At 61.1% G+C, this 25,982-nt stretch carries 30 protein-coding genes and 1 pseudogene; 17 read left to right on the top strand and 14 right to left on the bottom strand.

Going from position 1 to position 25,982, the window contains the following annotated elements; translation table 11 throughout:
* The first annotated feature begins 56 nt into the window (after nucleotides 1-56).
* From ORD17_RS04000 to ORD17_RS03965, 8 genes are read left to right on the top strand one after another with little or no spacing between them, the layout of a single operon-like run.
* The gene (locus ORD17_RS04000; RefSeq protein WP_308389596.1) at nucleotides 57-3,008 is read left to right on the top strand and encodes a type I restriction-modification enzyme R subunit C-terminal domain-containing protein; all 2,952 of its coding nucleotides are present in this window, start codon (nucleotides 57-59) and stop codon (nucleotides 3,006-3,008) included.
* 41 nt (nucleotides 3,009-3,049) lie between these two features.
* Complete coding sequence (locus ORD17_RS03995; RefSeq protein WP_308389595.1) at nucleotides 3,050-3,310, top strand: type II toxin-antitoxin system prevent-host-death family antitoxin; 261 nt, start codon at nucleotides 3,050-3,052, stop codon at nucleotides 3,308-3,310.
* The gene (locus ORD17_RS03990; protein ID WP_308389594.1) at nucleotides 3,300-3,587 is read left to right on the top strand and encodes a type II toxin-antitoxin system RelE/ParE family toxin; all 288 of its coding nucleotides are present in this window, start codon (nucleotides 3,300-3,302) and stop codon (nucleotides 3,585-3,587) included. Before ORD17_RS03995 ends, ORD17_RS03990 begins: the two co-directional genes overlap by 11 nt.
* The gene (locus ORD17_RS03985) at nucleotides 3,584-3,742 is read left to right on the top strand and encodes a hypothetical protein (RefSeq protein WP_308389593.1); all 159 of its coding nucleotides are present in this window, start codon (nucleotides 3,584-3,586) and stop codon (nucleotides 3,740-3,742) included. The genes ORD17_RS03990 and ORD17_RS03985 overlap by 4 nt, the downstream gene beginning before the upstream one ends.
* The gene (locus ORD17_RS03980; RefSeq protein ID WP_308389592.1) at nucleotides 3,739-5,157 is read left to right on the top strand and encodes a restriction endonuclease subunit S; all 1,419 of its coding nucleotides are present in this window, start codon (nucleotides 3,739-3,741) and stop codon (nucleotides 5,155-5,157) included. Before ORD17_RS03985 ends, ORD17_RS03980 begins: the two co-directional genes overlap by 4 nt.
* On the top strand, nucleotides 5,154-5,888 hold the full coding sequence (locus ORD17_RS03975) for a HipA family kinase (protein WP_308389591.1): 735 nt from the start codon (nucleotides 5,154-5,156) through the stop codon (nucleotides 5,886-5,888). Before ORD17_RS03980 ends, ORD17_RS03975 begins: the two co-directional genes overlap by 4 nt.
* Nucleotides 5,885-6,742, top strand: a complete 858-nt coding sequence (locus ORD17_RS03970; protein WP_308389590.1) for a DUF3037 domain-containing protein — start codon at nucleotides 5,885-5,887, stop codon at nucleotides 6,740-6,742. The genes ORD17_RS03975 and ORD17_RS03970 overlap by 4 nt, the downstream gene beginning before the upstream one ends.
* Complete coding sequence (locus ORD17_RS03965; RefSeq protein WP_308389589.1) at nucleotides 6,739-7,611, top strand: GIY-YIG nuclease family protein; 873 nt, start codon at nucleotides 6,739-6,741, stop codon at nucleotides 7,609-7,611. Before ORD17_RS03970 ends, ORD17_RS03965 begins: the two co-directional genes overlap by 4 nt.
* Nucleotides 7,612-7,719: 108 nt before the next feature.
* Here ORD17_RS03965 and ORD17_RS03960 read toward each other — a convergent pair whose 3' ends face one another.
* The gene (locus ORD17_RS03960; RefSeq protein WP_308389588.1) at nucleotides 7,720-7,998 is read right to left on the bottom strand and encodes a DUF1778 domain-containing protein; all 279 of its coding nucleotides are present in this window, start codon (nucleotides 7,996-7,998) and stop codon (nucleotides 7,720-7,722) included.
* A gap of 142 nt (nucleotides 7,999-8,140) precedes the next feature.
* Between ORD17_RS03960 and ORD17_RS03955 the strand changes: the two genes are divergently transcribed.
* Entirely contained in the window at nucleotides 8,141-9,649 is a 1,509-nt protein-coding gene (locus ORD17_RS03955; RefSeq protein WP_308389587.1) for a class I SAM-dependent DNA methyltransferase, read from the top strand.
* A 60-nt stretch (nucleotides 9,650-9,709) separates the two neighbouring features.
* Here the strand turns inward: ORD17_RS03955 and hemH are convergent, their stop codons facing one another.
* Genes hemH through ORD17_RS03940 form a run of 3 tightly spaced genes read right to left on the bottom strand, consistent with a single transcriptional unit; the run spans nucleotide 9,710 to nucleotide 12,058 of the window.
* Nucleotides 9,710-10,684: a ferrochelatase gene (gene hemH, locus ORD17_RS03950; protein WP_308389586.1), complete on the bottom strand. Its 975-nt coding sequence runs from the start codon at nucleotides 10,682-10,684 to the stop codon at nucleotides 9,710-9,712.
* A complete protein-coding gene (locus ORD17_RS03945; protein WP_308389585.1) occupies nucleotides 10,681-11,454 on the bottom strand; it encodes an exodeoxyribonuclease III in 774 nt (257 codons plus the stop codon). The genes hemH and ORD17_RS03945 overlap by 4 nt, the downstream gene beginning before the upstream one ends.
* A gap of 10 nt (nucleotides 11,455-11,464) precedes the next feature.
* Nucleotides 11,465-12,058 (bottom strand): glutathione S-transferase N-terminal domain-containing protein, encoded by a 594-nt coding sequence (locus ORD17_RS03940; RefSeq protein WP_308389584.1) that lies wholly within the window; start codon nucleotides 12,056-12,058, stop codon nucleotides 11,465-11,467.
* Nucleotides 12,059-12,213: 155 nt separating this feature from the next.
* Between ORD17_RS03940 and rlmJ the strand changes: the two genes are divergently transcribed.
* The 4 genes from rlmJ to prmB are packed head-to-tail and all read left to right on the top strand — an operon-like array spanning nucleotide 12,214 to nucleotide 14,984.
* Entirely contained in the window at nucleotides 12,214-13,035 is an 822-nt protein-coding gene (gene rlmJ, locus ORD17_RS03935; RefSeq protein WP_308389583.1) for a 23S rRNA (adenine(2030)-N(6))-methyltransferase RlmJ, read from the top strand.
* Nucleotides 13,032-13,307, top strand: a complete 276-nt coding sequence (locus ORD17_RS03930; protein ID WP_308389582.1) for a hypothetical protein — start codon at nucleotides 13,032-13,034, stop codon at nucleotides 13,305-13,307. The genes rlmJ and ORD17_RS03930 overlap by 4 nt, the downstream gene beginning before the upstream one ends.
* Nucleotides 13,308-14,069, top strand: coding sequence for an exodeoxyribonuclease III (locus ORD17_RS03925; RefSeq protein ID WP_308389581.1), 762 nt, complete (start codon nucleotides 13,308-13,310; stop codon nucleotides 14,067-14,069).
* A gap of 9 nt (nucleotides 14,070-14,078) precedes the next feature.
* Entirely contained in the window at nucleotides 14,079-14,984 is a 906-nt protein-coding gene (gene prmB / locus ORD17_RS03920) for a 50S ribosomal protein L3 N(5)-glutamine methyltransferase (RefSeq protein WP_308389580.1), read from the top strand.
* Here the strand turns inward: prmB and ORD17_RS03915 are convergent.
* Nucleotides 14,942-15,883 (bottom strand): LysR family transcriptional regulator, encoded by a 942-nt coding sequence (locus ORD17_RS03915; protein ID WP_308389579.1) that lies wholly within the window; start codon nucleotides 15,881-15,883, stop codon nucleotides 14,942-14,944. The two genes, prmB and ORD17_RS03915, sit on opposite strands and share 43 nt — an antisense overlap.
* A 90-nt stretch (nucleotides 15,884-15,973) precedes the next feature.
* Here ORD17_RS03915 and ORD17_RS03910 point away from each other — a divergent pair, with 90 nt between their 5' ends.
* The gene (locus tag ORD17_RS03910) at nucleotides 15,974-17,479 is read left to right on the top strand and encodes an MFS transporter (protein ID WP_308389578.1); all 1,506 of its coding nucleotides are present in this window, start codon (nucleotides 15,974-15,976) and stop codon (nucleotides 17,477-17,479) included.
* Here the strand turns inward: ORD17_RS03910 and ORD17_RS03905 are convergent.
* Complete coding sequence (locus ORD17_RS03905) at nucleotides 17,440-18,345, bottom strand: mechanosensitive ion channel domain-containing protein (protein ID WP_308389577.1); 906 nt, start codon at nucleotides 18,343-18,345, stop codon at nucleotides 17,440-17,442. The genes ORD17_RS03910 and ORD17_RS03905 overlap by 40 nt on opposite strands.
* A gap of 78 nt (nucleotides 18,346-18,423) precedes the next feature.
* Between ORD17_RS03905 and argS the strand changes: the two genes are divergently transcribed.
* Together argS and ORD17_RS03895 are read left to right on the top strand one after the other, a co-directional pair.
* Nucleotides 18,424-20,166, top strand: coding sequence for an arginine--tRNA ligase (argS, locus tag ORD17_RS03900; RefSeq protein WP_308389576.1), 1,743 nt, complete (start codon nucleotides 18,424-18,426; stop codon nucleotides 20,164-20,166).
* Nucleotides 20,167-20,172: 6 nt separating this feature from the next.
* A complete protein-coding gene (locus ORD17_RS03895) occupies nucleotides 20,173-20,973 on the top strand; it encodes an SPOR domain-containing protein (RefSeq protein WP_308389575.1) in 801 nt (266 codons plus the stop codon).
* On the opposite strand, the gene ORD17_RS03890 is transcribed toward ORD17_RS03895, so the two are convergent.
* Both ORD17_RS03890 and rsmA read right to left on the bottom strand, forming a co-directional pair.
* Nucleotides 20,942-21,406, bottom strand: a complete 465-nt coding sequence (locus tag ORD17_RS03890) for a YbjN domain-containing protein (protein WP_308389574.1) — start codon at nucleotides 21,404-21,406, stop codon at nucleotides 20,942-20,944. The two genes, ORD17_RS03895 and ORD17_RS03890, sit on opposite strands and share 32 nt — an antisense overlap.
* Nucleotides 21,403-22,221, bottom strand: coding sequence for a 16S rRNA (adenine(1518)-N(6)/adenine(1519)-N(6))-dimethyltransferase RsmA (gene rsmA, locus ORD17_RS03885; protein WP_308389573.1), 819 nt, complete (start codon nucleotides 22,219-22,221; stop codon nucleotides 21,403-21,405). The genes ORD17_RS03890 and rsmA overlap by 4 nt, the downstream gene beginning before the upstream one ends.
* A 65-nt stretch (nucleotides 22,222-22,286) precedes the next feature.
* On the opposite strand from rsmA, the gene ORD17_RS03880 reads away from it, so the two are divergent.
* Nucleotides 22,287-22,841: an HNH endonuclease gene (locus ORD17_RS03880; protein WP_308389572.1), complete on the top strand. Its 555-nt coding sequence runs from the start codon at nucleotides 22,287-22,289 to the stop codon at nucleotides 22,839-22,841.
* On the opposite strand, the gene pdxA is transcribed toward ORD17_RS03880, so the two are convergent.
* From pdxA to ORD17_RS03850, 6 genes and pseudogenes are all read right to left on the bottom strand, one after another.
* Nucleotides 22,838-23,839 carry a 4-hydroxythreonine-4-phosphate dehydrogenase PdxA gene (gene pdxA, locus ORD17_RS03875; protein WP_308389571.1) on the bottom strand — a complete coding sequence of 334 codons (1,002 nt, stop codon included), beginning with the start codon at nucleotides 23,837-23,839 and terminating at the stop codon, nucleotides 22,838-22,840. The genes ORD17_RS03880 and pdxA overlap by 4 nt on opposite strands.
* On the bottom strand, nucleotides 23,836-24,099 hold the full coding sequence (locus tag ORD17_RS03870) for an RNA-binding S4 domain-containing protein (RefSeq protein WP_308389570.1): 264 nt from the start codon (nucleotides 24,097-24,099) through the stop codon (nucleotides 23,836-23,838). The genes pdxA and ORD17_RS03870 overlap by 4 nt, the downstream gene beginning before the upstream one ends.
* Nucleotides 24,092-24,214, bottom strand: a complete 123-nt coding sequence (locus ORD17_RS03865) for a hypothetical protein (RefSeq protein ID WP_308389569.1) — start codon at nucleotides 24,212-24,214, stop codon at nucleotides 24,092-24,094. The genes ORD17_RS03870 and ORD17_RS03865 overlap by 8 nt, the downstream gene beginning before the upstream one ends.
* A pseudogene (locus ORD17_RS03860) lies at nucleotides 24,211-25,010 on the bottom strand (ABC transporter ATP-binding protein). The gene ORD17_RS03865 and the pseudogene ORD17_RS03860 overlap by 4 nt, the downstream one beginning before the upstream one ends.
* A 4-nt stretch (nucleotides 25,011-25,014) precedes the next feature.
* A complete protein-coding gene (locus ORD17_RS03855; RefSeq protein WP_308389568.1) occupies nucleotides 25,015-25,326 on the bottom strand; it encodes an STAS domain-containing protein in 312 nt (103 codons plus the stop codon).
* Nucleotides 25,316-25,972, bottom strand: a complete 657-nt coding sequence (locus tag ORD17_RS03850; protein ID WP_308389567.1) for an ABC transporter substrate-binding protein — start codon at nucleotides 25,970-25,972, stop codon at nucleotides 25,316-25,318. Before ORD17_RS03850 ends, ORD17_RS03855 begins: the two co-directional genes overlap by 11 nt.
* Nucleotides 25,973-25,982 lie beyond the last annotated feature (10 nt).

The following is a 25,982-nucleotide window of genomic DNA, read 5'->3' as shown; positions in this document are numbered from 1 at the left end:
TTGGCACGAGAGGTGATCTGGATGATAATGGAAAAAACAACCGCCGCGGAGGTGCCGTGAGCAATCCGGAGCAGGACGCCCGTCAGAGCATCGACCAACTCCTTCAGGGGGCTGGCTGGCAGGTCTGCGATGCCGCTGCAGTCAACATCCATGCCGCCCGCGGAGTGGCGGTTCGCGAATTCCCACTCAAATCCGGCCACGGCTTTGCCGACTATCTCCTTTATGTGGATGGCAAGGCCGCCGGGGTCATCGAGGCCAAGAGGCAGGGCGTGACTCTCTCCGGCGTTGAGGTCCAGGCGACGAAATATAGGGAAGGGCTGCCGCCCGGTCTGCCTGCCTGGCACAACCCCTTGCCTTTCGCCTACCAGTCCACCGGAGTCGAGACCCGCTTCACCAACGGCCTGGACCCGGAACCTCGCGCGCGGCCGGTCTTCGCCTTCCACCGCCCGGAAACGCTGGCGGAATGGCTGGGGGATGCCGCCAGGGCCGACCTGGCGCAGGTCGCCGATATGCGGGGACGCTATGACGTGGCGGGCCGCACCGTCCTGGAACGCCTCCAGCACATGCCGCCGCTCCGTGCAGAGGGGCTCTGGCCCGCGCAAAGCACCGCCATCCGCAACCTGGAACACTCGCTCCGGGAGAACCGCCCCCGCGCCCTCATCCAGATGGCCACGGGCTCGGGCAAGACCTTCACCGCCATTTCTTTCATCTATCGGCTGCTGCGTTTTGCCGGTGTCCGCCGTGTACTGTTCCTGGTGGATCGCGGCAATCTGGCGGACCAGACCCTCAAGGAATTCCAGCAGTACACCTCGCCCTACAACAATTTCAAGTTCAGCGAGGAGTACATCGTTCAGCGCCTGAGCAGCAACACCATCGACCAGACGGCGCGCGTCTGCATCTGCACCATCCAGCGCCTGTACGCCATGCTCAAAGGTCGTGACCTGCCCGATGATCTCGATGAAGTGTCCGTAGATGATCTCGGTAACCTGTTCGGAAGGAACGGGCAACGCAGGGGGTCGCCAGACGAGGCGCAGAGTGAGCGAACAGCGGAGTTGCCTGGTGGCGCAATGAACAGCGCAGCGAGCGCCGCAACGCCGCATGGCGGCAGCCTGCCAGGCCCCGTTGAGCCCATCGAGTACAACCAGGCCATTCCTATCGAGACCTTCGACATCATCGTCACCGACGAATGCCACCGCTCCATATACAACCTTTGGGCCCAGGTGCTGGAGTATTTCGACGCCAGCCTCATCGGCCTTACCGCCACACCCAGCAAGCAGACTTTTGGCTTCTTCCATCAGAACCTGGTGATGGAATACAGCCACGAAATGGCCGTGGCTGACGGCGTCAACGTCAACTACGACGTCTACCGCATCCGCACCGCCATCACCGAGCAGGGCAGCAAGGTCGAGGCCGGCTATTCGGTACAGATCCAGGAACGCGACACCCGCAAGAAGCGCTGGGAACAGCTCGACGACGACTTTAGCTACGACCCCAACCAGCTCGACCGGGATGTCGTCGCCCCGGACCAGATCCGCAAAATCATCCAGACCTACCGCGACAAGCTCTTCACCGAAATTTTCCCCGGCCGCGAGTGGGTGCCCAAGACCCTCATCTTCGCCAAGGACGACGCCCACGCCGAAAACATCGTCGAAATCGTGCGCGAGGAATTCGGTAAGGGCAACGCCTTCGCCCAGAAGATCACCTACCGTACCACCGGCGCCAAGCCCAAGGACCTCATCAACGAATTCCGCACCAGCCCCATGCCCAGGGTCGCCGTCACCGTGGACATGATTGCCACTGGCACCGACATCAAAGCGGTGGAAGTCGTCATGTTCCTGCGCGCCGTCAAGTCCCGCGGCTTCTTCGAGCAGATGAAGGGCCGCGGCGTGCGTGTGATTGCGCCGGACGACCTGCAGAGCGTCACCCCCGACGCCCGCGCCAAGGACCACTTCGTCATTGTCGACGCCGTGGGTGTCTGCGAGCAGGACAAGACCGACTCCCGCCCCATGGAGCAGAAGCCCACCGTCAGCTTCGCCAAGCTCCTGCAGGCCGTCGCTTTCGGCAACACCGAAGACGACGTGCTCAGCTCCCTCGCCGGGCGACTGGCCCGCATGGAGCACCGTATCAGCGCCGAGGACGACAAGCGCATCCGCGCGCTTGCCGATGGTTTGGGCATCAAGGAACTCAGTCATCGCATCATCGCCGCCCTCGATCCCGACCGCCATCTCGAAGCGGCCAAGGTTGAGCTGGGCATGGCGCCCGACGACGACAGCCCTATTTCCGAACTCGCCCTCCAGAATGCGCGGCAGAAGATTATCCTCGATGCCGTGCGGCCCCTGCACGACCCGGAACTGCGGGCGGCCATTGACGAGATCAAGAGAAAAAACGAAATCGTCATCGACCACGTGAGCGCCGACGAAGTCCTCGAAGCAGGTTTTTCCCAGGACGCCCTCGACCGCGCCCGTGGCATGGTGCAATCCTTCGAGCAGTTCATTCAGGACCACAAAGACGAAATCACCGCCCTACAGGTGCTCTACAGCAAGCCCTACAAACAGCGCCTCAGTTTCGAGGCGGTGCAGGAACTTGCCGCTGTCATTCAAGAGCCGCCCTACCTGTGGAACGAATCCCAGCTCTGGAGCGCCTACGCTGCCCTGGAAAAATCCAGGGTCCGGGGCGCCTCGGGCCGCCGCATCCTCACCGACCTCGTGTCGCTGGTGCGCTTCGCCATCCATCAGGACAACGAGCTCATCCCCTACCCCGAGCGCGTCAACGCCAACTTCAAGGTATGGCTGGCCAGTCAGGAGCGTGGCGGCAAGCGATTCAGTGCGGAGCAGCGGCATTGGCTGGAAATGATCCGCGACCACATCGCCGCCAACCTGAGCACCGAGCCGGATGACTTCGAATATGCCCCCTTTCTGCAACGGGGTGGGCTGGGGCGGATGGAACAGCTCTTTGGCGAGGCACAACAGCCCCTGCTTGACCAGTTGAACGAAGCATTGGTGGCGTAACGCCCACCATTCTGACTAGAATATGGAGCCAATTATGGCTCATGAGGGGGTCCGCCATGGAACTGCTCTATACCAACGCCTCGGTCAGTATCAGCGAGCTCAAGAAGAACCCCAGCGCCGTCATAGAGGGTGCAGACGGCTTCCCCGTTGCTGTCCTCAACCACAACAAGCCCGCCGCTTACCTGGTGCCCGCTGCTGCCTTCGAGGCCATGATGGAAAAGCTCGATGACATCGAACTGGCCCGGCTGGTCAAGGACCGTGAGCACGAGCCCACGGTCAAAGTCGACCCGAATGAGCTATAGCCTGGAATTCCGACAGAGTGCCTGGAAGGAGTGGCAGAAGCTCGACCGCCCCCTGCGCGAGCAGTTCAAGGCCAAGCTGCTGGAGCGGCTGGAAAACCCCCGCGTCGAATCCGCGCGCTTATCCGGCCTGCCCGACTGCTACAAGATCAAGCTGCGCGCCGCCGGCTACCGGCTGGTGTATCAGGTCTTCGACGAAAGGATCGTGGTCGTCGTCGTGGCCGTGGGCAAGCGGGAGGACAGCGCGGTGTACCGCAAGGCCAGAGGGAGGGTGAAGTGATCCGCAACCATTTCGCCGCGAACCTGGGCATCAAATCAGAGGACTTCGGGCATGCGCCGTTCTTGCGGTATGGCGTATTGGGCAAAGTGCATCAACGGTTTTATGGCATGCAGACAGCGATGATTGCAGAACTGAACGAGACGTTGGCGGCATGAAGATCGAAAAAATGAAACTTCCGCCAAGTTGGGAGTGGAAGACAATGGGCGAAATTGCCGACGTCGTGGGCGGCGGTACACCAAAAACCAATGACCCCAGCAACTACGAAGATGGCTCAATTTCTTGGCTGACTCCCGCCGATCTCTCCGGCTACACCGCAAAAACCATAGGTCACGGCAGTAGATTCATAACACAGAAGGGGCTCGACACGTCATCTGCCAAAATGATGCCTGCTGGCACGGTTCTGTTTACTTCTCGCGCACCAATTGGCTACGTCGCAATCGCATCGAATCCAGTCTGTACCAACCAAGGCTTCAAGAGCTTCGTGCTCAAGGACGGTGTTTTACCGGACTACGCGTACTGGTGGCTGAAGGGGAACAAGGAATTAGCCGAGAGCATGGCAAATGGCACAACGTTTCTTGAACTATCCGGTGCAAAGGCAAAGCAACTACCGATACCGATCGCGCCCCTCGACCAACAAAAACGCATTGTCGCGGAAATTGAAAAACAATTCTCCCGCCTTGACGAAACTGTCGCCAGCCTCAAGCGCGTCAAGGCCAACCTCAAGCGCTACAAAGCCGCCGTCCTCAAAGCCGCCGTCGAAGGCCGTCTTGTCGAAACCGAAGCCCAACGCGCCCGCCGCGAAGGCCGCAGCTACGAAACCGGCGCCCAACTCCTGAAACGCATCCTCGAAACCCGCCGCAGCCAGTGGCAAGGCAAGGGCAAATACAAAGAGCCCGCCGCGCCCGACACCACCGGCCTGCCCGAATTGCCGGAGGGGTGGGTGTGGGCCGTTTCTGGGGCGATCTTCGACTTTGTTACCAGTGGCTCACGAGGATGGGCACAACACTATTCGGATTCCGGATCGATTTTTCTACGTGTGGGAAATCTCGATCACGGAACCATTGACCTCGATCTTTCGGAGATACAGCACGTGACACCGCCTGCGAATCCTGAAGCAGACCGGTCGCGGGTAAGGTCGGGGGATCTTCTAATTTCCATTACAGCGGAATTAGGCATGGTCGCCGTTGTACCCGAGAACCTTGGTGATGCATACATCAACCAACACGTTGCAATCGCTAGGTCCACAGACTTGGTCGATAAGAACTACATCGGTTGGTATTTCGCTTGTGAACACGGAGGCAAGAAACAACTCGAATTGCTTCGCCGAGGTGCAACCAAAGCAGGCTTGGGTCTTGATGACATACGTTCTGTGTACATTGCGCTGCCGCCCCTCACCGAGCAACGTCGCATCGTCGCCGAAGTCGACCGCCGCCTTTCCCTCATTCGCACAACCGAGGCCCAGGTCGACGCCAACCTCCAGCGCGCCGAGCGGCTGCGCCAGTCCATCCTCGCCCAGGCGTTTTTCGGCAGGTTGAAGCTATCAGAAGAATCGGTCGGAGAGGTGGCGTGACCATTGAACTAATTGAGATCATTGGTCGCTCGGAGCAGGGCATCACCAGGCCCTTCATTTGCCGAGGCGACGACAATCATGTGTATTTCGTCAAGGGCCGCAACGCCGGTAGACGCAGCCTCATCTGTGAGTGGGTGGCGGGGCAGTTGGCTTTGCGGCTCGGCCTGCCCATCGCGCCCTTCGAGATCGTATACATTCCTCCCGAACTGGTGTCCATCGCGATGCGGGAAGATCTACGCGATCTGGGTGTGGGCAATGCCTTTGCCTCCCGCAAACTGCCAGCAGTGGAGCTGAGCGCGTCTCAGATCGCTCAAGTACCCGTCGACCAACAGTGTGACGTCCTCGCCTTTGACTGGTGGGTCTGCAATAGTGACCGTACCTTGGGAGAACGAGGCGGTAATCCCAACCTGCTTTGGGACATAGCGCATGACCAGTTGGTGGTTATCGATCACAATCAGGCTTTCGATCCTTGCTGCTCAGCACAGGAATTTTTGGGTAAACATGCGTTCTGGGGCCAAGCCCCGATGCTCTTCCATGACTGGGTGGTAGAGCAAGGCTATGCCGAGCGCTTTCAGCAGGCAATGCTGGACTGGGAGGCGATCTGTGCTAGTGTGCCGTCCGAATGGCGTTTTCTGGATGACGAGCAGACACTGCCCACGGATTTTGATTTCCATGCCATCGGCCAATGGCTAATGCGATACCGGACGGACAATTTCTGGACACTCACATGAAGAAGATTCCCTGCCTCTATGCCATTGTTCGCTTCGCCCCTTTTGTGGAGACGGAGGAATTTGCCAATGTCGGCATTGTCCTCCTTGCTCCGACGGAGCAATATTTTGATTTCCGGTTGCTTGACCGACGACATGCCCGCGTCACTCGCTTCTTTGCGGAGTTGAAACCCGGAATCTTCAACACCAGCATGCGCAAGCTACGCGAGGAGTTACAGCGTGTTGCCGTCTTGCTGCGAGAGCAAGATCGCGATCGGGTGCTGAATCTCGACACGGACTTCGGCAGGAGCCTCTTTGCGGAAATCATTCGACCGCGGGAGACCATCATCAAGTTCAGCGAGCCTAGATCAGTCCTCGCTGCGGACCCGAAAGAGCAATTGAAAGCGCTGTACGGTTTCTATGTAGAGCGAAACTTTGCCACCCAGGAATACCAGGAAGCCCTGATGGAAAGGGGGTTGCGCGGTTGGCTGGTCGAAGCCCGACTCGCCGATCGTTTCCATTCCGAGCGCTTGGGGGATGAGACCTATGGGGCAAGATTCCCCTTTGTCGAGGGTGGCCCCGATCGTCCGCTGAAGGCGATCAAACCGTTGTATCTGGGCCAGGATGATCCTAGCAGGATCATCGATCATGGCGGACAGTGGGCTTTACGCGTGGCCCGACTCCGCAGGCGCCAGCGGTTGCCGCAGGAGTTGCTCTTTGCCGTACAAGGACCGGAGGACGAGGGCCGCAGCAGATTTGAGGCTTATGAGGAAGCTGTCGAAGAACTCCGGCAGGCCAACGTTGCCATTCTGCCCTTTGTGGATAAGCAACGCATCCTGAGTTTTGCCGCTACTGCATGGCGCAGGGAAGAAGGATGAATTCCGCAAAGCCTTTTTCTCTCCGCATCTTTGTCGCCGATGGTGATCCGGATGGCCTACGTCTGGTAGAGCGCTCCAATTGGGTCGGCAAGGCAATCGTCTTTCCACGTGCTTTGTTGCCCAAGATCAAGCAGCGTCAGGAACTGGATCAGGCTGGTGTCTACTTGTTGCTGGGGCCGCGGGAGGATGGCGAGGGTGAGATGCTGTATATCGGCGAAGGAGATCCCGTGCGTGCTCGGCTAGAAAGTCATTATGCGCAAAAGGACTTTTGGAACCGGGCCGTGTGTTTCATGGCGGCGCCGGGCCAGCTCAACAAGGCGCATGTGCAGTTTCTGGAGGCCCAATTGATTCGTCTGGCGAAATCCGCCAAGCGATTACCTTTGGATAACGCCAATCAGCCCACCGAGCCGAGTCTCTCGGAAGCGGACCACGCCGACATGCAGGTGTTTCTGGAAAACCTGCTGGGCATGCTGCCGGTTTTGGGCGTCCATGCCTTTGAACAGATTGCGCCGGTAGCCGCTGCCGCGGCTCAGGCGCTGCTTTTTTGCAGGGGTAAAGGCGTGACCGCCAGTGGTTATGAAGCCACCCAGGGATTTGTGGTCCAAGCTGGCTCCCAAGGGGTGGCCGAGACGGTGCCTTCCATGCAGCAGCATGTGCGCGGTATGTTTGACCTGCGTCAGGAGTTGATTGCAAACGGTGTGTTGCAGCGCGATACCGACCATCTTCGTTTTACCCAGGACTACGTATTCAGCTCGCCCTCCACTGCAGCCGCAGTGATACTTGGGCGTAGCGCAAATGGCCGGCTAGAGTGGAAGGATGCGGACGGTCGGACCTTGAAGGCGCTGCAGGATTTGGAGGCGAAGATGTGAGTGAACGGGTGTGGGATCGCTAAACATCATTAAGTCCCACCTCGCTACAGTCGAAAGCCGCGCGGTCGCGGGCCTGCGAGATGGGCGCGTCCTGCCAATCGGGCAGGTTCATATGCTTTCAGACAGGTGGCGCGCCGCCGCTAGGAGTTTGGCATTGGGCGCTGGTGGGTTCTCCAGCACATCGAGCACCCGCAGACTGTCGCGCTCGGACAGGGTCAGGTGCTCAGCCTGTGCGATGACCTTGCGGGCCGCGTCCAGCGCATGGCGCAAAACGAAATCAGTCATGTTGGTATGTTCGAGGGCCACTGCGCGTATGAGGAGCGTCTTGTCGTCCGGGCGAATGCGCAGATCGAGCCGGTTATTGTTTTCAACGATGGCGCGGGGCATATTGGCCTCCTTGTGGGTACTCAAATCGTACGAATATGTGACGGGCACCGCAAACATGGATGGTTTCAATCTACCTGCTTGGGAAACGCGCATGCGGAGCTTGTTGACGGCGCCAAGCGCGGATATTTAGACCGGGAAAACCATGAACACCGCCTCCATCGTCCAAAAACTCTGGAACTACTGCAACGTTCTGCGGGACGACGGCATGTCGTATGGCGATTACGTCGAGCAGCTCACCTATCTGCTCTTCCTGAAGATGGCTGACGAGCGCAGCAAGGGCCTGCACAGGCAGCCCAGTCCGGTGCCGCCGGGCTACGACTGGGAGAGTCTGCGCCGGCTGGATGGGGATGCGCTTTTTGACCACTACCGCCATGTGTTGGAGCGGCTTGGCAACGAGAAAGGGCTCCTGGGGCTTATCTTTGGCAAGTCGCAGAACAAGTTTCAGGACCCCGCCAAGCTGCGGCGGCTGATCGTGGACCTCATCGACAAGGAAAGTTGGGTGTCCATGAGCGCCGACGTGAAAGGCGACGCCTACGAGGGCTTGCTGGAGAAGAACGCCCAGGACACCAAATCCGGCGCGGGGCAGTACTTCACGCCGCGCCCGCTGATCCAGGCAATCGTCGATGTCATGGCCCCCAGGCCCGGTGAGACCGTCTGCGACCCGGCCTGCGGCACTGGCGGTTTTCTACTCGCAGCCCACGACTATGTGGTCGCCCACAACCCGCACATGACCAAGGACCAGCGCCGGAAACTGAAGGAAGAAACTTTCAAGGGCTGGGAACTGGTGCAGGCGACGGCGCGGCTCTGCGCCATGAACTTGTTGCTGCACGGCATTGGCAGTCAGGACTTCGAGCCCGTCGTGGTGGGTGACGCCCTGGCCGCCGACCCCGGTGAGCGCTTCGACCTAGTGCTCACCAATCCGCCTTTTGGTAAGAAGAGCAGCACCACCATCGTCGGCGAGGAGGGCAAGGTCAGCAAGGAGCGCGACATCGTCGAGCGCGGTGACTTCTGGACTACCACCTCCAACAAACAGCTCAACTTCGTCCAGCACGTCAAAACCCTACTCAAGCAGAACGGCCGCGCCGCCGTGGTCGTGCCCGACAACGTGCTCTTCGAAGGCGGCGCTGGCGAAACCATCCGCCGCAAACTCCTCCACGACTGCGACGTACACACCTTGCTGCGCCTGCCTACTGGCCTCTTCTATGCCCAGGGCGTGAAGGCGAACGTACTCTTTTTCGACAAAAAGCCTGCCTCCGAGACCCCGTGGACCCGTAAGCTCTGGATCTACGACTTGCGCACCAACATGCACTTCACCCTCAAGACCGATCCGCTGCAGCGCGAAGACTTGGGTGATTTCGTGTCCTGCTATCTGGCGTTAAACGGAAAGGGGATGCAGAACGCAGGTACCGGCGGACGTTCTCCCACCTGGAGCTCCGACCAGCCCTCTGGCCGCTGGCGCGCCTACGACTACGAGGAACTGCTCAGCCGCGACAAGGCAAGTCTGGACATTTTCTGGCTCAAGGACGAATCCCTAGAGGATGCCGAGAATCTGCCTGCTCCGGAGTTGATCCTGCAAGAGATCATGGAAGACTTGGAAGGAGCGCTGGCCCAGCTGCGGGAGATGGCGGGGGACCTGGGGAGCGAGGCGTAGGGCCGACACGGACAGGTCGGGTTTCTACCTCCGCCATAACCACGCCGGAACCCAAGCAGCTCAACGGGCCGGCAGGTGTTCGTCGATGATCTGCCGAAAATCGGCGATCCACGCCGGATCGTCATTCAAACAGGGGAGGTAATGCAACTGCTTGCCGCCGGCGTGGAGGAAAATTTCCTTGCCGCCGATGGCGACCTCTTCCAGGGTCTCTAGGCAGTCGGTGACGAAGCCGGGGCAGAGGCAGTCGATGCTGTCAACGCCTTGGCGCCCCAGCTCCTCCAGGGTGACGGCGGTGTAGGGTTCGAGCCAGCGCGCCGGCCCAAAACGGCTCTGAAAGGTCTGCACCCACTCGCCTTCCTGGAGGCCCAGGGCTGCCACCAGGAGTGCCGTAGTTTTTTCGCATTCGCCCCGGTAGGGATCACCGAGGGCGACGTTACGGGCGGGTAGACCATGGAAGGAGATGAGCAGCCGCTCTGCTCGTCCGCGTTCCTGCCACTGCTGCTGCACCGAACGGGCGAGGGCGCCGATGTAGCGGGGATCCTGGTGCCAGTCGCGCAGGAAATGCAGCTCCGGCAAGTTGCGCCAGCTACGCAACTCTGCTGCCACGGCATCGAAAATCGAGGCCGTCGTCGTCGCGGAATACTGGGGATACAGGGGCACTACCAGGATCTCCTGACATCCTGCATCGCGCAGCGCGCGCAAGCCCGCCGCAACCGAAGGTTGACCGTAGCGCATGGCCAGACGCACCAGCACCCGGCCCGGCTGCTCGCCGTCGTAGAGTGCTTGCAGGCCTGCGGCCAGTCGCTCGCTATACACCCGCAAAGGCGAGCCTTCGTCGAGCCAAATGCTGCGGTAAGCACGGGCGGACCGGGCGGGGCGGGTGAGCAGGATGGGACCGTTGAGGATGGGCCACCAGACGATGCGGGGAATTTCCACCACCCGTGGGTCGCTTAGAAACTCCCGCAGGTAGCGGCGTAGGGCCGGGGCGGTAGGGGCCTCGGGGGTGCCGAGGTTAACGAGGAGAATGCCAATCATGAGGGCTCCTTGATCTGCAGGACTACGGGGGCGTGGTCCGAGGGGCGCTCGACGGCGCGGGCACTGCGATCGATGTGGACTTCCTCGATGGCGGGAAGGAGGGCAGCGCTGCCGAGGATGAGATCGATGCGCAGACCGATGTTGCGGCGAAAACTGGCGGCACGATAGTCCCACCAGCTCCATTCTTGGGCATCGGGATGGCGATGGCGAAAGAGGTCAGTCAGTCCAAGCCCGAGCAGGTCGCGAAGGGCGGCGCGCTCGGCATCGGAGCAGAGGATTTCCCCGGCCCAGGCCGCCGGATCGTGCACATCGAGGTCGCCGGGGGCGATATTGAAATCCCCCAGTAGAAGCAGGCGCGGCCAGCGCCCCAGCTCGGCGCGGAGATAGTCTTGGAGTCGGGCCAGCCAGTCGAGCTTGTACTGGTATTTGTCGCTGCCCACCGCTTGGCCGTTGGGGACATAGACGTCGACGATGCGCAGATCGCCGATGGTGGCTGCGCAGATGCGCGCTTGCCCGTCACTGTCGTCCGGCCAGTCACAACGCGGATCATGCAGCGGCAGGCGACTGAGGATGGCGACCCCATTATAGGTGCTTTGTCCGTGGTACAGACTCTGATAGCCGATCTCCTGCAGCGCCGCCGCGGGAAAGCGATCGTCGGGAAGTTTCGTTTCCTGCAGGCAAAGCACGTCAACCCCTTCTGCCTGCAGCCAATCGAGCACCTGTGGCAGGCGTACCTTCAGGGAATTGACGTTCCAGCTGGCAATTTTCACGCGAGCATGCTCATTGCGGAGCGGTTTCGGCGACGCTGGGCCGATCGCGCAGGGATTGATACCAGCGATGCAGATCGACATAGGGAACGAGCAGCTCGGGGGCGCGCAGATCAACATAGCCAATGGCGGCAATGGCCCCGATCTGGCCCAGATCGAGAGCGCTGTCGTGGCGCCAATCCCGGCTTTGCGTCTGCAGAAAGGCCAAGCCATCCTGCACCTTGTCGCGCTGCTTCTTCAGCAGACCCGGATCCTGACAATCCTTGCTGCGACGATGCTCCTGCACCCAGGCAATGGTTGCATCCATGATGCCGTCGGCGAGGGCCTCCAGGCGCAAACAGCGGATCTTCTCCGCAGGATCGCTGGGGAGCAGCGGCGGCTGCGGATGAAACAGCTCCAGGTACTGCAGGATGACCGCCGAGTCATAGATCGCCTCGCCGTCGTTGCGCAGCAGGACAGGGATCTTGCCCAGTGGATTTTGTGCCTTGCCAGCATGTGCCGGGTCGCGCAGATCGACAGTTTCGACCTCGCAGGAGAGATTCTTTTCCCGTAGGGCGATGCGTACCTTGCGGGCGTAAGGACTGGTGGGCGTGCTGAGGAGTCGCATGGCAGTGTTCCTGTGCGCAATGGGCTTGTCCCTATGATGACCAATGCCTGCCGGCAAGCCAAGTGCGCGGCCCTTCCCACACGCCCACGAATGTCGCAACATCCTCGCCTATGAATTACCGACATCAATTTCATGCGGGCAATGCCGCCGATTGTATGAAGCACCTAGCGTTGGTGCTGGCCTTGACCCGGTTACTGCAGAAAGATCGGCCGCTGTATTTTGTCGATACCCACGCAGGGGCCGGCCGCTATGGTCTGCCTGCAGATGGCGAAGCGCAGGACGGCATCCATCGCCTTTGGCCGCAGCGGCGGGAGCTGGCGGAGTTGCGTCCTTGGCTCGACCTCCTGCTGCCGGACAATCCGGGCAAGGAACTGCAGCACTATCTTGGCTCGCCGGTCCTCGCCGCCCGCCTGCTGCGTCCCCAGGATCCTCTCTTTCTGTTGGAAAAGGTGCCGGGCATCGCGCAGGAATTGCGGCAGGCACTGGCTGGCCGGGAGCAGACGAGCATTCTCCAGGAGGACGCCTATCGGTTTCTCCACCGGCCAGCGCCACCGGCGGCGGGACGGGGTCTGGTCTTGGTCGATCCCGCCTTCGAGGCAGCGAATGAATGGGAGTTGTTGGCGGAAGCTCTGATTGCTGCGCTGCAGCACTGGTCGCTGGCGAGTTTCTTGGTGTGGTACCCCATCAAGATCCGCGGTAAGATTTCGCGCCTGCTACTGCAGTTGCAAGCGCATTCGGCGCTACAGAGCGCAGAGCTGCTGTGGGAAGCTGACGCCGGGCAAGAACGGCTGCGCGGTTCTGGGCTCCTGATCCTGCGGCCGGTGTGGGGCTTCGTTGAGCCTTTGGCTGCGGCCTTGAGTCGCATGGGGCCCTTGCTTGCCCTGCAGGGGGAGTGGTCGGTACAGCTGCGAGGCTTGCCGCAGCTAGCCCGTCGTACGCACGCCCCAAGTGAAACCTTAGGAAAGAAAAGGAAATGAATCCGTTGCCCCCCGTCGATCAGATCCGCACCCTGCATTTTTACGGCGGGCCCAAGGCAGAATTGCAGTTGTCTCTGCCGCAGCGGCCCGACAATCGCCTGTCCATTCAGGTACTCTATCAGCTCGCGCTCCGTCATGGCGTCATCAGCCCCAGCGGTGCGCGCGAAACTCTGGCGGAATTGCCGGCGGTGGCGGAGGCCACGGACGCCCGGGCGCTACTCCAGGGCGTGCTGGATCGCGGGGAATTTCTTGCCGTGCGAGTGCAGCGCTGAGTGCGTCTCTATAGCTGGAACGTCAACGGCTGGCGTGCGGCCCTGCGCAAAGGCCTGCGGGAGTGGGTAGCAGCGAGCCAACCCGACATTCTCTGCGTGCAGGAGACTAAGGCGGACCCCGTACGACTTGCGGCAAACGAGCGCGAGTTACCGGGTTATCAGGGTGACTGGGCTGTCGCCGAGCGCGCAGGATACAGCGGTGTTGCCACCTTCGTCCGCGATGGCTTTCCCCTGTTGCAAGGGGGCTTGGGAAATCCCCGCTATGACCGGGAAGGGCGCGTCCTGGTGCATGACTGTGGTGATTTCGACCTCTACAACGTGTATTTTCCCAACGGCAAAAAAGACGCTGGGCGGCTGGCCTACAAGCTCGATTTTTACTCCGATTTTCTCGCCCAGATCGAGGCGCGGGTGGCCGCCGGCCGGCCAGTCATATTTTGCGGTGATGTGAACACTGCCCATCATCCCATCGATCTTGCTCGGCCCGCCGAAAACGCCAAAATTTCGGGTTTCTTGCCGGAGGAACGGGCTTGGCTCGACCGCTGGGAGGCCGCCGGCTGGGTGGACAGCTTTCGTTACCTGCATCCGGAAACGCAGCGCTACTCCTGGTGGAGTCAGCGCACCGCGGCACGGGAGCGGAATGTCGGCTGGCGTCTCGATTATTTCTGGGTACACCGTAGTCTGTTACCACGTCTGCGTGGCGCCGGCATCGCTACGGAGGTCCAGGGCTCGGACCACTGCCCGGTCTGGCTGGAAATCGACTAGGAGAAAGCCATGCGTTGGCAGCAATATCGGGAACTCGCAGCAGGGTTGGAGAGCATCGAGGATTTCTGGCGCTATGGGCAGAGTCGTTTCTCTCAGGCGGGCATCGATTGCAGTCAGGGATACCAGACCCCGCGGGCCGAGGCGGCTGCCCTTATCGCCCGTCGCCTCGCCTTGGAGCCCGAGGATCTGCCGGAGCTGCGTGCCGCCCGGCTCACTGCGCTGGAGCGGGAAGCCGTTCTCGATGCCTTCTATCAGCGGGAGATCCTGCGCCGGCCGACGGCGTATATCCTGCAGGAGGCCTGGTTCGCCGGCTTGCGTTTCTTTGTCGATGAGCGGGTCCTGATCCCTCGCAGCCTGCTCGAACCGTTCATCGAAGAGGGCTTTGCCCCTTGGGTGGATGAGCAGCGCGTACATCGGATCCTGGAAATTGGCACCGGCTCCGGCTGTATGGCGGTGGCATTGGCGCAGCGCTTTCCCGAGGCGCAAGTCGATGCTGTCGATATCTCTCCCGCTGCCCTCGCCGTCGCTATGCGCAACATCGCCAGCCATGGTCTTGAAGAGCGCATCCGTTTGCTCGAATCTGACCTCTTTGCCGCCCTCCCCGGCGAGCGTTACGACCTGATTGTCAGCAATCCTCCCTATGTCGACGCCGCCGCCATGGCAGAACTGCCGCCGGAATATCGCCAGGAACCGCACCTGGCCCTGGCTGCTGGCGACGACGGTCTGGCTTGCCTCCTGCCTCTAGTGCAGGCTGCTCCGGCGCACTTGCGCCCCGGCGGAGTTCTGGTGCTGGAGACCGGCGATGCGGAGGAGGCTTTGCTGAGCCAATATCCGGACCTTCCCTTGATCTGGTTGGAGCATCCCGCGGGAGGCTACGGAGCCTGCCTCCTCCTCGCCGACGAATCGGCGCAGTAATTGACGCCCGCTGGTGCGAGCAACTGGAGAAAGGCGCGCAGGGCGTGCGAGGCAAGGGCCGGTTGCGGATGCACCAGATAGAGGGTCCAGAATAATCCTTGCGGCGGCTCCAGGCGCAGGGAGGCCAGCGGCCAGCGTACCTTGTCCAGGGCCTCGACCGAGGCGAAACCAATCCCCAGCCCGGCGGCGACCGCCTCGCGCAGGGCCTCCACCCCGGTGACTTCGACCGTGTAACTGGGCTTGAGGCCGGCGGCGCGCAACGCCGCCGCAACGCGTCGGCGAATGCCGGAATGTGGCTCGCGCCAGACAATGGGTTCCTGCAGGATCTCCGTCCAGGTGGCGCTCTGTTTTCCCGCCAGCACCCATGGGTGTTGCAGGGGCAGGATCGCTACCAGTTCGTCCTCGCGCCAGGGACTCTGGCAGAAGTCTTCGGGTAGCTGCTCTGCTGCGATGGCTTCTTCGGTAAAGAGCAGATCCCAATCCTTCCAGTTCCAGTCCTCCCAGGCCAGGGCGCCGGTCTGTAGACGTAGCTCGACACCGGGGTAGAGACTGCGAAAGCGCGCCAGGTGTTCCATCAGAAAATAGTTGGCGACGGTACTGCTGGCGGCAATGCGGAGTTGGCCCTCCTGCTGCTGTTGCCGACGACTGACCCAGTCCTCGATGCGTTGCAAATCGCTACGCAGGCTGCGCAGCAGCGGCAAAAGGGCCTCGCCTGCGGGACTGAGGCGAATACCACGCCCCTCGCGCAGATATAAAGGCTCGCCGACGATGCGCTGGAGCCGTTGCAGGCGACCGGAGATAGTCGGTTGACTGCGATGCAGTCGTTCGCTGGCGTGTGCCACACCGCCTTGCTCCGCTACCTCCAGAAAACTCAGCAGATCTTCTGGGGATATTTTCATTGGAAATACCGATCAATAAAGCCAAACAAATCCATTGGACCAATATAAGACGCGGCGCTACGGTTGCCTAGTTGAACTTTGGGGAGAGCGATGACGCAGCGCAGTGAAGGGATGCCGTGGATGTTGTTTCTCGGGGTGGGTCTGGCTCTTGCCCTGGGGTCTTTCGACGGCGCTGCGGTGCAGGGCATCTTTCCCTATATTGCGGGCGGCGTTGCCACCAGCAGCAACCACGCGCTCTGGGCGCTGACGTATTTCATCGTCAACTGGTCGGTGGGCATTACCCTGATGCCCTGGACCAATGCCCGCTTTGGTGCGCGGCGGGTGTTTCTGGGTGCCTGTTCTCTGGCTGCCCTGGGCAGTGTGATCAGCGCCAGTACCAGCAACCTGTGGATTTTGCTCCTCAGCCGTGCGATGGAAGGGATGGCGGCCGGTTTGCTGGTTCCCCTCAGCCAAAGTTTATTTCTCCGCGCCAGCCCGCCGGCGCGACACGGCCTGGTCACGGTGCTGTGGAGTAACGCCATGTTGGTGCCTTTCTTCGTCGGCCCAGCCATGGGTGGCTATCTTGCAGTCACCTTGACCTATCGCTGGATCTTTGCCCTGTCGGTCCCCATTTGGCTGCTCGCCGCTTGGATCGGCAGTGGACAGATTCGGGAAGAGCGCAGGCCGCGACCGCCAGGTTTCGATCTTCCAGGCTTTCTCCTTCTCTACGCAGGTCTGATGGCCCTGCAGATCGTTCTCGACAATGGCGAGCAGTACGGTTGGTGGCACTCGCGTTTCATTTTGCAAACGACCCTGGTGGCTGTCGCCTGTCTTTCTCTCTTTGCTTGGCGCGAAGCGACCGCTCGCCATCCCCTCCTGCGTTTTCACTACCTGCGCCAGCGCAACTATTGGCTTGGGCTACTTTTGCTCTGTTTCGGTTGGGCGCTGTTCATGGGCTGGGCATCCCTGCTGCCGCTCTGGGCGGAGGAAAACCTGGGCTTCAATGGCTGGTGGGGCAGTAGCATCCTCATTCCCATCGGCCTGGCCGCGGTACCCGTCTCGACCCTGATGGACCGCTTGCATGGGCTCGTGGGGCTGCGGCGCCTGGCCAGCGCCTGTTTCTTGCTCTTTGCTCTTGCCTACGGAACCGCCTACCTCAGTCCAATGATGAGTCTGGGAGATCTCTTCTGGCCAATTTTTCTGCTCGGCTTGGGCGTTGGCGCGCTCTTCGTACCCCTTACTCTCATCATCCTCTCGGGCGTCGACAAAGAAGAAATCCCCGCCGCCAGCACCACTAGTAACTTCATTCGTGTCTTCAGTGCCAATATCGGCGTCACCTTGCTGGAGGTCCTTTGGACCCGTGGCACGGCGCTGGCAGCGGCGCATCTGCGTGCCGATGTACGACCTCGTCCGGGCCTGCCCTTGTCGGTGCTCGTGCAGCATCTACAAAGCTTGGCAGCCACCTTGAGTCTCGACAATCTACTGCGCCTGTCGATGTGGATTGCCCTGGCCGCTGCGGCAGTGGCCTATCTCTTCCTCATCTCGCCACGCCGGCTGGCAGTTTCCGCGGCAAGCAGCTATGTCGAAGAGGAGGAGCGTGAAAGCGCCTCGGCGTAGGCTTTGGCTTCATCGGACCGTGCAAAACTGATCTCCTGACGTGGCCGTGGGATTTCGATCCCTGCCTGCTCAAGAGCGTCGGCGAGGAGCCAGTGGTACTCGGCATGGGTTCCTCCCGGGCGTACCAGGGCATTGCGTTCGACCCAGACGATCAGCTGGCAGTCGTAGCCGGCATCGCCGAAGGCAGTGACCCAGAGCCCGGGCCTTTTGCCCTCGACATCCAGGGTATGGGGGGAGCGTTTGGCAGCGGCGATGACCAGATCGCGCAGGGCCTCGCGATCGGTGCCGTAGGGCACCCGAAAGGGGATGTGCAGGCGCATGGTGCTGTCGCTCAGGCTCCAGTTGATGACTTCGCCATTGACGAACTGGGAGTTGGGGATCAGATAATCGACATTGTCGTTACTGCGTACCTGGGTGTAGCGAACCCCGAGGTGTACGACTTCACCGTGGGGACCGTTCTCTTTGATCTGGATGTAATCCCCCACCTTGATGCTCCGTTCCATGAGCAGGATCAAGCCCGAGGCAAAGTTGCTGAAGATGTTTTGCAGACCAAAGCCGAGGCCCACACCCACCACGCCGCCAAGGATGGACAGGCTGCTCAGGTTGACGCCCATGGTCTGCAGAACGATGAGGGCACCCAGGGCAAGGAAGAGATAGTAGCCAATGCGCGAGATCGCGTAGGCGAGGGCAGGGTCGAGGCGCCGACTGAGGAGAATCCGCGCACTGCGTCGCAGCCATCTTGCTCCCCAGAGGAGGAGGACGAGCAGGACGATCATCTCGATCACCCCTAGAGGCTCGATAGAAATTCCGCCGGGAAAGTGGATCGGGCTGCGAAACCAATCCCAAATCGTTTGCAATTGGATCATGAAGGGGTCAACCCCTGACGAAACGCGCGTGCATGCGCTACACTGCAGCAAAAATTCTTTTTGCTCAAGGTTTGTTTTGTGAAAAACTTCGTTGCCGAACCCCTTTTACGGGCTTTGCAGGCCCTGCAGCAGCAAGGCTTGCTACAGGATGTCCCCAGCCAAGTAGACTTCGACCGTCCGCGGCAGGCCGAGCATGGTCATCTGGCCAGCAATGTCGCTTTGCTTCTTGCCAAGAGTGCCGGTAAAAAACCCCGGGATCTCGCGAACCGTATTCTCGCTGCCTTACCGGAATCGCCCTGGATCGAGCGGGTGGAAATTGCCGGCCCGGGCTTTCTCAATTTTTTTCTGCGTCCGGCTGCCTTTCACGCGGTCATTGCTCAGGTACTGGAACAGGGGAGGGATTTCGGGCGCCAGAAACTTGGCGCGGGGCAGCGTTTGCATCTGGAGTTCGTTTCGGCCAACCCCACCGGCCCTTTGCATGTGGGGCACGGTCGTGGCGCCGCCTATGGCGCCAGTCTGGCAGAGATCCTGCGTTTTTGCGGCTATGAGGTGTTCTGCGAATACTATGTCAATGATGCTGGACGGCAGATGGATATCCTTGCCGCCAGTGTCTATCTGCGCTACCTGGAGGCCGCTGGCCACCCCCTACCCTGGGATTTCCCGCAGAGTGCCTATCGCGGCGAGTATGTTCGCGAAATCGCCGCCCATCTCCTGACCAGCGAAGGCGATGCCCTGCTGTTTGCGTCCAAAAGCATGCCCGATCTGGCGGTCATTGCCGATGGCGACGCGGCCATCGACCAGCTGATTGCCCATCTGAAAGACGCTCTGGGGGCGACAGCCTACGGAAGATTGCATGCCACAGGCCTGCAGGAAATCCTCGCGGACATCCGCGACGATCTCGCTGAGTTCGGCGTCGTCTACCAGAATTGGTACTCCGAGCGTTCCCTCATGGAGCAGGGCGCGGTCGAGCGGGCGATTGCACGGCTGGAAGATGGCGGACACTGCTATCATGCCGAGGGCGCCCTGTGGTTTCGCTCCACCGCCTTCGGTGACGACAAGGATCGCGTCCTGCGGCGCGAGAATGGTGCGTACACCTACTTTGCCTCGGACGTGGCCTACCACTTCGAGAAGACCACTCGCGGATTCACCCAGCTCATCGATATGTGGGGCGCCGATCATCACGGCTACATCCCTCGGGTACGGGCGAGCCTGCAGGCCCTCGGTGCGGATGCGAACGCCCTCGAAGTATTGCTGGTGCAATTCGCCATTCTCTATCGCGGCAGTGAAAAGGTATCGATGTCGACCCGAGCTGGCGAGTTTGTCACCCTGCGCCAGTTGCGCGAAGAAGTGGGAAATGATGCCGCACGGTTTTTTTACGTCTTGCGGCGCGCCGATCAGCATCTCGATTTCGATTTGGAACTCGCGACCAAGCACTCCGAGGAAAATCCGGTCTTCTACATTCAGTACGCGCATGCGCGCGTGCATTCTCTGCGCCGGCAGGCGGCGGAGCGAGGACTATCGCGGCCCGCACAGCTCCCTGATCTCGCCAGCTTGAGTGATCCACGCGAACTGGACCTCGCGGATCTGCTCTGGCGTTTTCCGGAGCAGGTGGCCAGTGCGGCCCGTGACCGCGAGCCGCATCAAATCGCTTTCTACCTCAAAGACTTGGCGGCGAGCTTCCACACCTACTACAACGCCACCCGCATTCTGGTGGAGGAAGATGAGTTGCGCCTGGCGCGCCTGAGCCTTGCCGACGCGGTTGCGCAGACCCTCGCAAATGGGTTGACCCTCTTGGGGGTCTCGGCGCCGGAGACAATGTGATCGGCAATGCGTGATTACAAGGGCCATAGTAGTCGCCAGCCGCAAGCAGAAGAGCATCGCCCCCCCATTCCACGCGCGGAGCGCGCTCCGCTAGCGGCAGAAACCGACGATGACGCAGACCTAGCCCTCGCCACGCGCCGCTCTGGTCATGGTTGGATCTGGTTGCTGTTGATCGCGTTTCTGCTGCTCAGCGGCGCGGTCTGGTGGTGGGTGGCCAGCCTGCCCATGGCCAGCGGCCAACTGGGTCTGCTCCCCGGGGTTGCCACGCCGCCGACGAGCTCTGCCAACTCCCCTGCCACTCCGCCGGCATTCTCCGCGCGTAGCGCCATGGCGGCGGCGAAATCTTCGAACAACACGCCGGCGGCGCTGAGCAACGCAGTCGCCGCCCCGGTCAGCAGTGCGACCGCTTCCGCGCAGAGTACCGTGCACTTCAACTTTTACCGCATCCTGCCACAAATGAAGGTGGATATTCCCGCTGATATTCTCGGCAGCGGGCCGGGCATCCCCAGCGCGCCGACCAGCAGCGCAGTTACCGGAGCACCCGTGCGCATACAGGTGGGGGCGCTGAATAATCTGGCTGGCGCACAAGTGATCCAGGAACGTCTGGAGCTGCTCGGCATCCCCAGCCATGTGGAAAAGCTGCGCGGCAATGACGGTGCCATCTACTACCAGGTATTCACCCGCCGCTATGCCTCTCCCGCCGATGCGCAGACGGCTCTGGCGAAGATTCGCGGCATGGGCGTGACACCCCTGTTGCAGCCCGTCAGCCCTGCCCTCAGTGCGCCGTCGGCGCCTCCAGCGCCTTGATCGCTGCCGCGGCGCTCTGCTTGCCATCGGCCACCGCCCGCAGGCCGGGAAGGTAATGATTGCAGGTTTCTACTGCCGATAGCAGATACCCTCGCAGCAGTTCGGCGCTAACGCAGGACTCCGGAACCTGCACGCTACTCTTGCAGTTGAGTTCCAGATCTTCCCAATCGAGCTCGAAGTTCCCGAGCGGGAGTCCATAGTTGGCGCGGGTCAAAAATTCGGCGACTGCCGGTAGGCGTGCCGCCGGAATCTCCAGACCCTGTGGACGCACATAGAACAGGATCCGCTCCAGCTCGGCATGGACATGACAGAACACGTCGAGGGTACCGTTGGGTACCGCCACGGCGCAGGTGATGACCGGATAGTCCTGCAGGGTCTTGGCGTTCCAGCCAAGATGACGAAACAAGGCCTCGGCGGCCTCCAGATGCTTCACGATGTCGCTCCTTTCTGCGCGAGTGCCTCGGCGAGGCGGACAAAAGTTGTAAAATCCAGGGTCTCGGCACGGGCCGAGGGGGAAATGGCCAAGGCCTCCAGCATAGCGCTATCGAGAATGCCCTTGAAGTTATTGGCCAGCGTCTTGCGTCGTTGCGCAAAGGCGAGACTGACAGCCCGGGTAAAATGCGGCAAGAGCTCTGACGGCAAACGGGAAGGGCGGCAGGGGCTGAGGCGGACAAAGGCGGAATCCACCTTTGGCACTGGACGAAAATTACCGGGCGCTACTGGAAACAGCACCTCGACTTGGGCTTGCGCCTGGACCATCAGCGACAGGCGGCCATAGGCGGAACTGCCCGGGCCGGCGGCCAGACGATCGGCCACCTCTTTCTGCAGCATGAAATGCATGTCGACAATCGCATCCTTCTGCGCCAGCAGGTGAAACAGCAGTGGCGTCGAGATATTGTAGGGCAGGTTGCCGACCACCCGCAGGGCCGCGCCTGCCTCTGTGGCAAGTTGAACAAAATCGACCTGCAGGGCATCGCCGGCAATCACTTGTAGCTGCTCGGGCGTGGCCAAGGCATGCAGATTGGGCAGAAGATCGCGATCGAGCTCGATGACCCGCAAAGGACCCGTGCCATCCGCTTGTGCTGCCAGCAGTGCTTGGGTCAGGGCGCCCGGCCCGGGTCCGATCTCGACGAGAGCGTCGCCCGGGCGCGGTGCGATGACCGCCACGATGCGCGAGACGATCGCCGGCTGTACCAGAAAATTCTGACCGAAACGTTTTTTTGCCTGGGGCAGTTTGGCTACTTGCAATTCTTGCCGTCCTTCATGGTATATTGCAGTAACGCCCCCAGCGGGCGCTAAGCAACGGAAAGCCAATGCATCTCGTGCTTCGTCTCGACGTCAGCGGCCGCCCCATGGCTTGGGAAACCTGGGAAGAAGCTGCTGCCCATTATGCCCGCGGCAATGTTGCCTGGACATTGGGAGATCCTTTTTTCACCGCGCATGGTGGTATGTCGCGGCACAGTGGGGAGATCTCCCTGCTCGATATCCACCCGCTGATCGCAGTGCGCGGACGCCACCAGGGCAAGATTCGTCCCCCTGCCCTCAACAATCCTACCCTGTTTCATCGCGACCGCCATCTCTGTCTCTACTGTGGCGGCAGTTTTCCCCAGCGGGATCTCACCCGCGATCACGTCATACCGCTGTCGCGCAAGGGTCGGGATGTTTGGACCAACGTCGTCACCGCCTGCCGCTGGTGCAATAGTCGCAAGGACAACCGCACGCCGGAGGAGGCCAACATGCCCCTGCTGGCCGTGCCGTTCACTCCCACTTGGGCGGAGTACCTGCTGCTCAGCAATCGTCGGATTCTTGCCGACCAGATGGAGTTCTTGCTGGCCCAGGTACCGGTTTCGCGGCAGCACGTCTTCTAGGCTTCCGGCGTCATATTCAGCCGGCGCTGACGCACGATTTCCGCCGCTGCTTGAATGGCATGCAGCAGGCTGTGGATCTCGGCCCGGCCAGTGCCGGCGAGTTCCAAGGCAGTGCCATGGTCGACGCTGGTACGCACGATCGGCAAGCCAAGGGTGATGTTTACGGCTTCCCCGAAGGCATGATATTTCAGCACTGGCAGGCCCTGGTCATGGTACATCGCCAGTACGGCGTCGGTGTCTTCCAGAAAGCGCGGTGTGAAAAGCGTATCGGCGGGCCAGGGGCCAGTGATGGCCCAGCCTTCGCCCTGCAGTTTGTGGATCACCGGGGCGATGACCTCAATTTCCTCTCTTCCCAGATGACCGCCCTCGCCCGCATGGGGATTGAGCCCCGTGACGCGGATACGCGGCTCGGCCACACCGAAATCCTGGCGCAGACCCTGCTGCAAAAGGCGCAGGCTGCGTTCGAGATCGCGGGCATTGATGGCGGCAGCAACGTCCCGCAGGGGGAGGTGGGTGGTGGCCAGGGCTACGCGCAAGCCGCGTCCGGCCAAGAGCATCAATACCTCGCTTTGTCCACAACGAGCGGCGAGGTACTCGGTGTGGCCGCTGAAGGGGATACCCGCGTCATTGATCACGCCCTTGTGCACCGGGCCAGTAATCAGCGCGTCGGCCAGCCCGGCTTGTAACAAGGATACGGCGCGATCCAGTCCCTCGAGAACGGCAGGGGCATTGAACGGATCGAGCTGTCCGGCGCGACAAGAATGCGGCAGCTGGATCGGCCATACGGAGAGAGACCGATTGTTTTCGGGCCACTCCTCTTCGGGATGCCAAGGGACCAGTGCTGTCGGCATCCCGAGTTGCAGGGCGCGGTGACGCAGGCAATCGATGTCGCCAATCAACACCAGAGGTGGCAACGCATGCTGCGCGAGGGCGACGCATAGATCCGGTCCGATGCCCGCGGGTTCGCCAACATGCAGCAGGAGTCGCGCTTGCTTCATGCCGAGTCCGCTGTGCCGAGAATGCTGACCACGCCGTCCGGCCCCTCCACCCGCGTTGGTAGACGGAGTATCGCCGCCTCGACCAAGCCTTGCGGCAGGTCCAGGCGCAGGCGATCGCCAGCTTGCACCAGGGTCCCCGCCTTGGCAGTGCGCCCGTTGAGCTGCACTCGTCCGGCGTCGCAGAGTGTCTTGGCGACACTGCGCCGTTTGATCAGGCGCGACATCTTCAAAAACAGATCGAGGCGCTGGCCCTCAGCCATTGCCGCGGGCCTCCTGCAAGAGGTCAGTGAAGACCTCCTCCAGCCGCGGCTCTTGCAGATGCAGATCGATGATCTGTGCGGGCAGTCCCTGCAGGCTGTGCAGCACTTTGCTCATGGGGTGCAATTCATCATCGACCTGCAGGACCCGAGTGTTGCCACTGGCGCCCAGCAACACCTCATTGAGACTGCTGGGCAATTCCCAGGGTCGCGGTCAAATTCGATGGTCAGCGTGCGTTTGCGCCGATTTTTGGCGAGCAGACGCTCCTTTCGGTCGAGGGCAATGACCTGCCCATGTTGCAGGATGGCGATACGTTCACAGAGCTCTTCCGCCTCCTCCAGATAATGGGTCGTCAGGATGACAGTATGGCCGAGGCCATTGTAACGTCGTACGAAACGCCAAAGACTCTGGCGCAGCTCTACGTCGACCCCTGCTGTCGGCTCATCGAGAACCACTACCGGCGGCTGATGTACCAGCGCCTGGGCGATGAGCACCCGGCGTTTCATACCGCCGGAGAGCGCGCGCAGGTTGGTATCGGCCTTGTCCGTCAGGTCCAGTTCGGCCATCAGCTCGTCGATCCAGTCGTCATTGCGGCGCAGGCCAAAGTATCCCGATTGCCAGCGCAGAAACTCGCGGACGGAGAAGAAGGGTCGTAGGCAAGTTCCTGCGGTACCACGCCCAGTAGTTGCCGGCTCTGGCGATACTGACGTTCCACATCGTAGCCAAACACCTCCGCGACCCCGCTGGAACGATGCACCACGCCGGAGAGGATATTGATCAGGGTGGATTTTCCTGCCCCGTTGGGACCGAGCAGTCCAAAAAATTCCCCCGGTGCCACGTCCAGGTCGACGCCAGCCAAGGCGAGGAAACCCGTGCCATAGGTCTTGCGGAGGCTGCGAACGTGGACCGCCATTGCCTCAGGCATGGGAATCTCCCTGCCAGAGTTGGGTCAGGCCATAGAGCTTTGCCAGATCGAGAAGCGTCGCGGGCGGGTTGCGGAGTTCTGCCGAGCTGCCCAGGCTGCGCTGGATACTTTGCCAATCGATTACGAAGGCCAATGTGGCACTATCCAGCGCCGTGACCTTGGCGAGGGACAGATATTCCCAGCGTTGCCGAAGAAGACTCGCGGCATCGCGACGCAGCCTTTGATCAAGGGGACGCAGACGCCAGTCACCGCGCAGCAGCAGCCCGCCCGCGCTGTCCCGCTCCCAGCTTGCTTCAGCTGGCATGGGCACTACTGGTGTTGCCGGCATCCGCTACCTTGTGCTTCAGTTCTTGCAGGAGAGCGGGAATACCCCGTTGCCCGGCGATATTGCCGAAGGCCTGGCGATAGTTGAGGACCAGACTCACGCCATCCACATAGATGTTGTAGATCTGCCATTGCTTGCCGTTCTCGATCAGGGCGTAGATGACGGGGATGGTTTTCCCCTGCTCCTGCTCGATGTCCATATTGACCTGCGCCACCGGAGGATTCTGCGAAATTTGCTGGCTGCCCTCCACCCGCACCTCCTGCCCGTGGTACTGGTTCAGCGCGTTGCTGTAGGTCTTGACCAGCAATTCCTGGAAGAGCTCGGTGAATTCCTTTTTCTGGGCGGCGGTCATTTGGCGCCAGTAGCTCGCCATCACGTAGGCCGACATGGTGTTGAAGTCGATGTGCGGAATGATTGCCGCGGCCACCTCTTTCTTGAGTGCTGGCGTAATGGGTTTTCCTTCATTCTTCTGCAGAATCTGCAAAACGGTGTGGGTCATGTCCTGGACGACGCCTGCAGCCGCCTGTGCGTCACTCGTCGCTGCGTAGGATGTCTGTCCCAGCAGGAAAGAGAAAAGAAAAACCGCCAGAAACCAGAACGGTTGCGCCCGTTGAATCTTGTGCATGGTAGTCTCC

The sequence above is a fragment of the Acidithiobacillus sp. AMEEHan genome (assembly GCF_030996345.1).
Classification (GTDB): domain Bacteria; phylum Pseudomonadota; class Gammaproteobacteria; order Acidithiobacillales; family Acidithiobacillaceae; genus Igneacidithiobacillus.
The sequence above is the reverse complement of the archived record's forward strand: the minus strand, read 5'-3'. Positions and strand labels throughout refer to the sequence as shown.